This window comes from Nonomuraea sp. SYSU D8015 (genome assembly GCF_008065375.1).
In the GTDB taxonomy this organism is placed as follows: domain Bacteria; phylum Actinomycetota; class Actinomycetes; order Streptosporangiales; family Streptosporangiaceae; genus Nonomuraea.
In genome coordinates this window covers 120,058-129,098 of the sequence record NZ_VJYI01000028.1, presented here as the reverse complement: position 1 = coordinate 129,098, position 9,041 = coordinate 120,058, and the positions used below count along the sequence as shown (strand labels likewise).

Below are 9,041 nucleotides of genomic sequence, written 5' to 3'. Positions count from 1 at the left end.
TCCGGAGTCCTTCAAGGTCCTCATCAAGGAAATGCAGTCGCTGTGCCTGAACGTCGAGGTGCTCTCCAGCGACGGCATGTCCATCGAGATGCGCGACACCGACGAGGACGTCTTCCGCGCCGCGGAAGAGCTCGGCATCGACCTGGCCAGGCGCCCCAACGAAGGGGCGATGAACGTCGACGACATCTGAGCAACGACAGGCCGGCTCGAGAACCGTCACCTGGCGGACGCTCGGGCCGGCGTGTTCGCCGAGGCACACGTCGCTGCCGGATCTCGCGTCACCCGCCACATCCGCGTCGGCTTCGGCCGGCACAGCGCCCGAACCTCGGCTTGAGGACCGAGGCGTCAGCGGTCGGCCCGAGAGCGCACCTCGCCGTCGCGTCGAGGTCACCTGACTCGAACGGGGCTCGACCGACCGGGCTTCGGTGAGGTCAAGCGCTGCCGCTGTGCGAGCGACCGGAGCCGCCGGTTCCAACAGCTTTTCCAGACTGCACCACTCAATCGGTTGATCTTGCCGACTCCGTCGCCGCGGCCGGTGGTCCAGCGTGCAGTGAGCAGGAACACGCAGTCCATCCGTCCGGCATGGTGCCGAGGTCGTCGTCGCGTCCGGCCCGGATCCGCGGCCACTGGGCGGACGGGCGGCCGTCCAGCCGGAACTGGCCTCCCCGGGAACCCCAACGCTGCGGCCAGCCCTCCGGCGAGTCCTCCCAGAACTCCTGCCGGCCGTAGACGGTGCGATCCAGCAGTCCGTACGACGGTGCGATCGCTTCGTCGCCCCGGCCGCTGGTCCAATAGGTCTCGAAGACCTGGTCACCGGCTCGGAGATAGCACGCCAGGATGCCGAAGTACCGGTCTGCGATCAGCCGGTCCACGGAGTCCGGTGGCACCGAGTACCAGGGAACGGGGTAGCCCATGAACTCGCGATACCGCGAGGCCTCCTCGTACGGTCCCTCGCACAAAACCGCGTAGCCGACGTCGCGTGAGTGCAGGTAGGCCAGCTCGGTGACGTGGGACGTGTTGAAGGTGCAGCCTTCGCACTGCTGCGCGGCGGGCCGGCCGGTGTGCCACATGTGGAAGTAGGCGATCAACTGGGACCGGCCTTCGAAGAGGTCGATCAACGGAACCGTCCCGTCCGCTCCGATCAGCGGAGTCTGCGGATCGACTTCGACCATCGGCAGGCGGCGGCGGGCGGCGGCGATCGCATCGCCCTCGCGGGTGTGGGCCTTTTCCCGGACCCGAAGCCGGTCCAGTTCGGTCTGGTACGCGGCCCGGTCGGCGACCGGGGGCCTGGCCGCGTCACGGATCGCTGAAACGCTGGGTTCGGTGGGCTGGTTGGTCATGGCGAAATCCTCTCTCGTAAATGCCCGTGCAGAAACGGCTGTTCTCCTTGGTCGTCGATCAGATCCGCACCCGGTCGGACTCGCCGCCACAGACCCTGAAGTCATCGGATTCCGCTGTTGAGCATCATTGATCGCCCGGCTGCCTGGCTGGCTTGCGGGTCGTATTCCACGGCGGCGAGCCGGCGCCCGTTGTCCGCCGTGGGCACGATCCTGTGCTGTCCTGGACGCCTGGACATCCGTGGTGACCACGCGGGTGCCACGTGTCGGCCCCGTGCGGGCCGGTCATGACGTTACCGGCGGCCCAGATGCCGGCGTGCGCTGCCGTTCGGGTCGTTCGTCGCCTTCATCGTGGCCCATCGCGCAGGCGCATCAGGTGCCGCTGTTCGCCACGACCTCGGGCACCCTGGAGCACCTCTTGCCGGGATCAGGCGATCCTCGCACATTCCCACGCTTGAATCACCACGTTTCCGGCAGCGGCCTCCAGTGATCGTTTAATCTTCGGGGGTGGCTGACATATCTGAAGATCTCGCATTGCCCGCTGCCCTGGCCGAGGTGGCGCAGATCGGTTTCGAGTGGGAGTGGGACGAGGAGACCGACGAGGCCCGGGGCTGTGACTTCGAGCTATACGATCAGTTCGAGGAGCCCGACCGGACGGCGTGGTGGTTCCGCCTGTGGACCGGCAACCAAGAGGTCGACGGCAGCGAGTTCCGCTTCTTCGGCACGACCGGGGCGGGTGACTACACCGGCTTCTGGCTGGTACGGCCCGAGGCGATGATCATCGACCAGCCCGTCGTGCACATCGGTTCCGAGGGTGAGCGGGGTGTGATCGCCCGGGATCTCGGCGACCTTCTCTGGCTGTTCGCCGCCGGTCTGGGCCCCGCCGAGGCCTTCAGGGACCCCGACTCCCCAACGCAGCCGAATGAGGCCTTCCATACGATCGCCGAGAGACACGCACCTGGCCGCCGCCGTGTCCCCATCCAGATCGTGACTGCCGCACGAGCAGAGTTCCCGCATTTCTCGGATCTCATCGACGCGATGTGCCGCTGAGTGAGACTCGCTCGGCCGTGGTTCAGAGGGCGGCTCACCGTGCTGGAAGCAGGCCTGCGGGGCCGGCAGGGTCCCCCGGACGGATGATGCCTGGTGGGCCCGGTTTGACCCGTGAAACCAGTCCTCGCCCTGGATGCGGCGTGGATGCAGGTGGCCGCCCGCCTGGACGAGGCCGAGGATGACGCCATGGCTGAGGTCGGTCAGAAGCGTGCGCAGCGCCGTGGACAGGCGCTGCGCCCCGGGTGCGGCGAGCGCGCCCGCGGCGTCGCGGGCGGTCAGTCGCGCCGGTGCCGCGGCAGCAGCACGCTGACCACCGCGATGGCCAGCCCGAGCCCGGCCGCCATGAGGAAGACCAGGTCGTATCCGACGGCGAGGGCGTCGAGCGGGGAACGGTCGCCGGCCTCCGACGCGGCTCTGGTGCCGGCGGCCGTCGCGAGCACCGCCAGGCCGATCGACCCGCCCACCTGACTGGCGGTGTTGGCCAGGCCGCCGGCGATCCCGGCGTCGCCCTCGGGAACGCCGGCGGTCGCCGCGGCCATGAGGGTGGGGAAGGTCAGCCCGATGCCGGCCGCGATGAGCAGCGTGGGCCCGAGCACGCCAGCGACGTAGCCGCTGCCGGCGTGGGCCTGGGCGAGCCAGCCGAAACCGGCCACGAAACAGCCGCAGCCGGCCAGCACCAGGGGGCGCACACCGGTACGGGGCAGCAGGGCGGCGGCCCATCGCGCGATCACCACGAACGTCACCGCCGCGGGTGTCTGCCCGAGCCCGGCTTGGAGCGCGCTGAAGCCGAGGACGTTCTGCAGGAAGAGCGACGTGAAGTACCACATCGCGATGGCGATTCCGCCGAACAGCAGCAGCGTGCCGTTGCCGACGGCCACCCCCCGGATTCTGAACAGCCGTAGGGGCACCATCGGCTGAGTGGCGAAACGGGCCTCCACCACGGTGAAGACCACGAGCAACAGCAGTCCCGCCGCTACTGGCCCGACGACCAGCCCGGACGACCAGCCGTGATCGGCGCTCTGCATGACCCCGTAGACGAGCGCGGCCAGCCCCGCCGTCCCCGTGACCGCGCCAGTGAGGTCGAGCGGTTCCCGCCGGCCGGTTCGCGTGCCGGCCAGCGCCATCATGGCCACCGCGATCAGCGCCGCGCCGATCGGCACGTTGATGAGGAAGACCCACCGCCACGACAGGCCGGTGGTGATGGCGCCGCCGGCGACTGCTCCGGCCATCCCGCCCACACCGCCCGCGGCAGACCATGCGCCGAACGCCTTGGCGCGCGCGTCCGGCTCGGTGAAGGAGGTGTTGATCACGGCCAGCGTCGCCGGGGCCATCATGGCGGCTCCGGCGCCCTGGGCGACGCGGGCCGCCACCAGGAGCTCCGGGGTGGTCGCCAGGCCGCCGACCAGGCTGGAGGCGGAGAACGACAACAGCCCGGCGACCAGCATCCGGCGCGGGCCGAACAGGTCGGCGGCGCGGCCGCCCAGCAGCATGAAGCCGGCGAAGGCAAGCAGGTAGCCGTTCACCACCCAGGCCAGGCCGGTGGGTGTGAAGGCGAGGTCCTCGCGGACCGAGGGCAGGGCGACGTTGACGATGGACGCGTCCAAGATCACCATGAACTGGCAGGCGCACGCCAGCGACAGGATCAGCCAGGCGGGGCCGGCGTGCGGCCGTGCCCGCTGAGTTGCGGTGCCGGTGCTTGTCAAGTCTTCCTCCGTGCCGATCCGCCGCTCACGCGGCCGGGGAGGTCGTTGCGGCCATGGTCTCGCCGTCGCCCGTGGCGGCGTCGGTGACGCGGCCGCCCTCCAGCAGCCGGATCGTGATCTGGGCCAGCCGCCGCCCCTGGTGCCTGGCCGCGTCCAGCGCCGCGTCCAGCGCCGCGTCCAGCGCCGCGGCCTGTGGGCCGTCGCCGGTCGGGCCGGTCACCAGCGACGTGCCGTAGGGGTTGCCGCCGGCGGCGTACACGACCGGATCGGTGAATCCGGGCGGGATGATCAACGCTCCCCAGTGGTAGAAGACGTTGCCCAGCGACAAGATCGTGGCCTCGCTGCCGCCGTGCCGGTTGAACGCCGAGGTGAATGCCGTCACCGGTTTGTCGGCCAGTCTCCCTTCCTGCCACAGTCCGCCGGCCTGGTCGATGAACTGCTTGAGCTGGGCGGCCGGCGCGCCGAACCTGGTCGGCGTGCCGAACGCGAACGCATCGGCCCACGCGAGGTCCTCGATCGAGGCCTGGGGGATCGCTGTGGCGGCGTCGGTGTGCCGCCGCCACTGCGGGTTCTGGTCGATCGCGCTGTCGGGTGCCAGCTCGGCGACCCGCCGCAGCCGCACCCCGGCCCCGGCCGAGGCGGCGCCCTCGGCGACGGCCTGCGCGAGTGCATGGACGGCGCCTGTGGCGCTGTAGTAGATGACGGCGACCTTCACGGTCATGCCGGGCTCCTCGATGTCGGGTAGAGTTAGTTATGCGGATAATATTTATGCGCGTAACTAAGTTGTCAAGGAGAGCCCGTGGACTTCGAGCAAGCCGACGCCCTCAACCAGGCCATCCGTCTCCTGAGCCTGCGCCACCGGGCCAGGGCCGCGGCGCTGCTGGCACCGCTCGGCCTGCACCCCGGGCAGGAGGCGCTCCTGCTCGAACTCGACCGGAACGGCCCGACGATCCAGGCGCAGCTCAGCGAGGCGCTCGGCTGTGAGCCGCCGAGCGTCACGCTCATGACCCGCAAGCTCGAGGCCGGCGGGCACATCCGCCGCACACCTGCGCCCTCCGACAAGCGCGCCAGCATCGTCGAACTCACCGACAGCGGCAAAGCCCTCGCCGACCAGGTCAAGCAGCTGTGGTGCGCCCTTGCGGAGGAGACCGTGACCGGCCTGCCCGCCGAAACGGTGGCAGCACTGCCCGGCATCCTCAAAACCTTGACCAGCAATGTGGACACCCGGGGTCCCCGCCACCCACACGGTCGCCGGCGCGGCCTGGTCGCGGAAGCGTGACGCCGCAACGCGCGCTCGCCGACCTGATCCAGCCAGGACTGCCGTCCAAACGGCCCACGGGACCCCCGCCACGCAAACTGCTCCGCGGGATCGGGTCTTCACGGTCGGGGGGCGAGGTCGATCCGGCCTCTAATGGCATCCTAGCCAATTGACGCATTAGGGCATCGTCCGCTAAAAACTAATGCATCATCACGTCAAGGAGGCATGTGAAGTGTCGATCCCGGCCGTCACCCGCACCGTCCACCGCCACGTCGACGTCGACGGCGTGCGCGTCTTCTATCGGGAGTCGGTCCCTGACCGCGCCGACGCCCCGGTCCTGCTCCTGCTGCACGGCTTCCCGTCGGCGTCGCACCAGTACCGCCGGCTCATCGACGCGCTCGGCACCGGCTACCGGCTGATCGCGCCCGACTATCCCGGCTTCGGGCACACCCGGACCCCCGACGGCTTCACCTACACCTTCGACCGGCTCGCCGACATCGTCGAAGACTTCCTGCAGCGGCTCGGCCTGTCCCGGTTCGTCATGTACGTCTTCGACTTCGGCGCCCCCGTCGGCTTCCGCATCGCCGAGCGGCACCCGGACTGGATCGCCGGCCTCATCGTGCAGAACGGCAACGCCTACGAGGAGGGCCTGTCAGACGGTGCCCGCGCGTTCATCGCCCTGCGGCCAGGCGAGCCGGGCGCCGAGGACACGATCCGCGACCTGCTGACCCTGCACGGCACCCGTGGCCAGTACGAAACCGGAACCCGGGACCCGCACCTCATCGCGCCGGACGGCTGGACCCTCGACCAGCACTTCCTGGACCTGCCCGGCCGCAAGGACGCGCAGGTCGCCCTGGCCTTCGACTACCACTCCAACCTCCAGCGCTACCCCGCCTGGCAGGCCTGGCTGCGCAAGCACACCCCGCCTGCGCTCATCGTCTGGGGCCGCCGCGACCCGTTCTTCCCCGAGCCCGGCGCCCGCGCCTATCTGCGCGACCTGCCCGAGGCCGAGTTGCACCTGTTCGACACCGGCCATTTCGCCCTCGAGGAGAGCCTCCCCGAGATCGCCCCGCTCATCGCCGAATTTCTCGACCGCCTTTGGCCTGGCCGTCCATAGCGCGCCGGGGATTCACCGCATGGCGTGTCCGACCTGTGAATCGAAGGATCGTCGCACGGGCTCCGACCGTAGTGTGCCGTAAAGTGGCGCATCGTGGTGGATTGGGATATTCGGCGTGCTTCGGCTGCGGACGTCGAGGCGGTGGCCGAGCTGCGAGCCGTGGTGTTGCGAGCGGATCTGGAGCGGCTTGGACGGTACGACGAGCATCGAGTGCGGCAGCGGCTGAGGGACGGGTTCAACCCGGCGCACACCTGGGTGATCGAAGTCGGCGGCGAGTTCGCCGGCTGTGTGGCGCTGCGGGATGCCGAGGACGGCCGCTGGCTGGAGCACTTCTATCTGGCCCCGCACGTGCAGGGTTGCGGTATCGGTTCGGGTGTCCTGCGCAGGCTGCTGGAGCAGTCTGACCGTGACGGTGTCCCTGTCCGGTTGAACGTCCTGCAGGGAAGTCCTGCACGGCGGCTGTACGAGCGGCACGGATTCGTCCTGGAGACCGAGGATCCGGTGGACGTGTTCATGGTCCGCGCGGTGTCGTGAGATCGCCCGGCGCCGCGTTTCCTGGCGGAGGGGACACGGGGCATCAGATCGATGCTGCGACCGATCGATGCTTCCTCCCGTGGCCCCTCGTTTCGTCAGGCCCCTGTGATGCTTTTCGAGGCCGTCAGAAGCACACGCTCCGTTCTAGGGTCCTGTGAAGCATTTCTTGGAGACCTGCCTGCCCTTCTGGTCTACGCATGTCTCGCAGACGCGCTTCGGGTTGGTCGCGGTCGGCGCTGGGGCCGTCGCGCATTCGAGCTCCATCGGCCCCTCGGGCTCCCTGGCCTTTCTCTCGCAGTACTGCTGCTTCCAGCCGCCCTTCTTCCTCGGGCAGTAGAGACACCTCTGGTCTGCTTGTTCCCACCACTCGCACTTCGGCTTGTGCGCGGACGCGCACTTGCCGAGCGAGGCGGATGTCGTGGGCGTACTGACGGTGCTGACTTTCCCGGCTTGCGCCTGCGCGGCCGCCGAAGGAACGAGGGTGGCAGCCACAAGGGCGCTGACAGCGCATGCTTCCTTGAGCATACGATCCTCCCGCTGCTCGTTTCTCCCTTTTCTCCTCCATCGTGACTTCTGGCGACGGGGAAACGTCAAGGCGTATGGACGAAATTCTTTCTGGACCGTCGAGCACCCGCTGAAGTTTGAAACATGCCGTCCTGACACCCTGGCGTAATCAATGAATTTGGGAAGAGTGTTCTTTGCTTGGGTGCATACGCCTTTTTTCCTCGCGCCACCTCCGGTTTACGACGCCGTGACCAGTCGCCGATCAGGCACATGGAGTCACCTCATGGGCCGGGTGTCCGCAGCCCCGAAACCAAATGGCTACGGTTTGCGCAGACCAACGGTCAAGCCCCGCCCACGAGGCATCCCCCATGGCGGTGCAGCCGCCCACGCGCAACCGAAGCTCGAGCGACGGCAGGGAAAACAAAAGATGCCTTCACCGAAAAAAGGAAAACGGCGGATGGGACTCCAGTACCTTCCGCCGAAGGAAAGGACTCCGGAAATAGCCCGAGAGGCCCGGGAAGGGAAAATCCAATGCGCTGCCCGCTGTTGCTGAAAGATGCGTCAACCTGGGCGCCGGAGTGGGATGGCGAGGCGGATGATGAAACCTTGCAGGACGCCCTCAAGGCGTACCGGCGCCGGTTCAGACTGAGTAACCCCGCGGCAGGCGGCAGCTCCGGGGCTGCGATTGCTTGACATGCAAGTATCCACTTGCCTATGGTGGGGCGCGTGGGTGACGTCTTCAAGGCCTTGGCCGATTCCACGCGCCGCACGATCCTCGACGAGCTGACCGACCGGAACGGACAGACGCTCTTCGAGATCTGCGCCCGGCTGGCTTCCAAGCATGGGCTCGCTTCGTCACGGCAGGCGATCTCGCAGCATCTCGACGTTCTCGAGACCGCCGGTCTGGTCGAGACCAGACGCGAGGGCCGCTACAAGTTCCACTACATCAACACCAGACCGCTCGAACCCATCGTCGAGCGGTGGCTCAGCAAGCCCGAGAAGGACGCCGGTGACCGCCCTGACGGCGGCGCCGGCACAGACGGCGAGAGGGGACCGGCATGAGAATCAACCTGGCGAGCGTGCTCGTCGACGACCAGGAGAAGGCGCTGCGCTTCTACACCGAGGTGCTGGGTTTCGTGAAGAAGCACGACGTCCCGCTCGGCGAGGACCGGTGGCTGACCGTGGTGTCCCCACAGGATCCGGCCGGCACCGAGCTGCTGCTGGAGCCCAGCAGCCACCCGGCGGTCAAGCCGTTCAAGGACGCGCTCGTCGCCGACGGCATCCCGTACACCTCTTTCGCCGTCGACGACGTCAAGGCCGAGTTCGAGCGGCTCCGCGGTCTCGGCGTGCGCTTCACCCAGGAGCCCGCCGACATGGGGCCGGTCATCACCGCCGTGCTCGACGACACCTGCGGCAACCTGATCCAGATCGCCCAACAGGTCGGCTAGCCGCTCATCTCCCGCCACCAAGGTAGGTGAGTCGATGGCCCCAGGCGTATCTTCAACCATCGCACCGGCGTGGAACCGTACTGCGAGGAG

Annotated in this window: 10 protein-coding genes; 7 read left to right on the top strand and 3 right to left on the bottom strand. The window is 68.4% G+C overall.

Features of this window, described 5'->3' with window-relative positions; translation table 11 throughout:
• Positions 1–190 (top strand): hypothetical protein (locus tag ID574_RS51410; protein WP_188196387.1); only part of this gene is annotated, 190 nt, incomplete at its 5' end.
• 307 nt (positions 191–497) lie between these two features.
• Here the strand turns inward: ID574_RS51410 and ID574_RS51405 are convergent.
• Positions 498–1,340, bottom strand: a complete 843-nt coding sequence (locus ID574_RS51405; RefSeq protein WP_188196386.1) for a DUF899 family protein — start codon at positions 1,338–1,340, stop codon at positions 498–500.
• Between the two features lie 504 nt (positions 1,341–1,844).
• Here ID574_RS51405 and ID574_RS51400 point away from each other — a divergent pair.
• Positions 1,845–2,387, top strand: a complete 543-nt coding sequence (locus ID574_RS51400) for an SMI1/KNR4 family protein (protein WP_223167952.1) — start codon at positions 1,845–1,847, stop codon at positions 2,385–2,387.
• 275 nt (positions 2,388–2,662) lie between these two features.
• On the opposite strand, the gene ID574_RS51395 is transcribed toward ID574_RS51400, so the two are convergent.
• A complete protein-coding gene (locus ID574_RS51395; protein ID WP_188196385.1) occupies positions 2,663–4,090 on the bottom strand; it encodes an MFS transporter in 1,428 nt (475 codons plus the stop codon).
• A gap of 25 nt (positions 4,091–4,115) precedes the next feature.
• The gene (gene wrbA, locus ID574_RS51390) at positions 4,116–4,811 is read right to left on the bottom strand and encodes an NAD(P)H:quinone oxidoreductase (protein ID WP_188196384.1); all 696 of its coding nucleotides are present in this window, start codon (positions 4,809–4,811) and stop codon (positions 4,116–4,118) included.
• Between the two features lie 78 nt (positions 4,812–4,889).
• Between wrbA and ID574_RS51385 the strand changes: the two genes are divergently transcribed.
• From ID574_RS51385 to ID574_RS51365, 5 genes are all read left to right on the top strand, one after another.
• Positions 4,890–5,369: a MarR family winged helix-turn-helix transcriptional regulator gene (locus tag ID574_RS51385; RefSeq protein WP_188196383.1), complete on the top strand. Its 480-nt coding sequence runs from the start codon at positions 4,890–4,892 to the stop codon at positions 5,367–5,369.
• 211 nt (positions 5,370–5,580) lie between these two features.
• On the top strand, positions 5,581–6,465 hold the full coding sequence (locus tag ID574_RS51380) for an alpha/beta fold hydrolase (protein ID WP_223167951.1): 885 nt from the start codon (positions 5,581–5,583) through the stop codon (positions 6,463–6,465).
• 93 nt (positions 6,466–6,558) lie between these two features.
• Positions 6,559–6,999: a GNAT family N-acetyltransferase gene (locus tag ID574_RS51375; protein ID WP_188196381.1), complete on the top strand. Its 441-nt coding sequence runs from the start codon at positions 6,559–6,561 to the stop codon at positions 6,997–6,999.
• 1,218 nt (positions 7,000–8,217) lie between these two features.
• Positions 8,218–8,565 (top strand): ArsR/SmtB family transcription factor, encoded by a 348-nt coding sequence (locus ID574_RS51370; RefSeq protein WP_223167950.1) that lies wholly within the window; start codon positions 8,218–8,220, stop codon positions 8,563–8,565.
• A complete protein-coding gene (locus ID574_RS51365) occupies positions 8,562–8,951 on the top strand; it encodes a VOC family protein (RefSeq protein WP_188196379.1) in 390 nt (129 codons plus the stop codon). The genes ID574_RS51370 and ID574_RS51365 overlap by 4 nt, the downstream gene beginning before the upstream one ends.
• Positions 8,952–9,041: the final 90 nt, after the last annotated feature.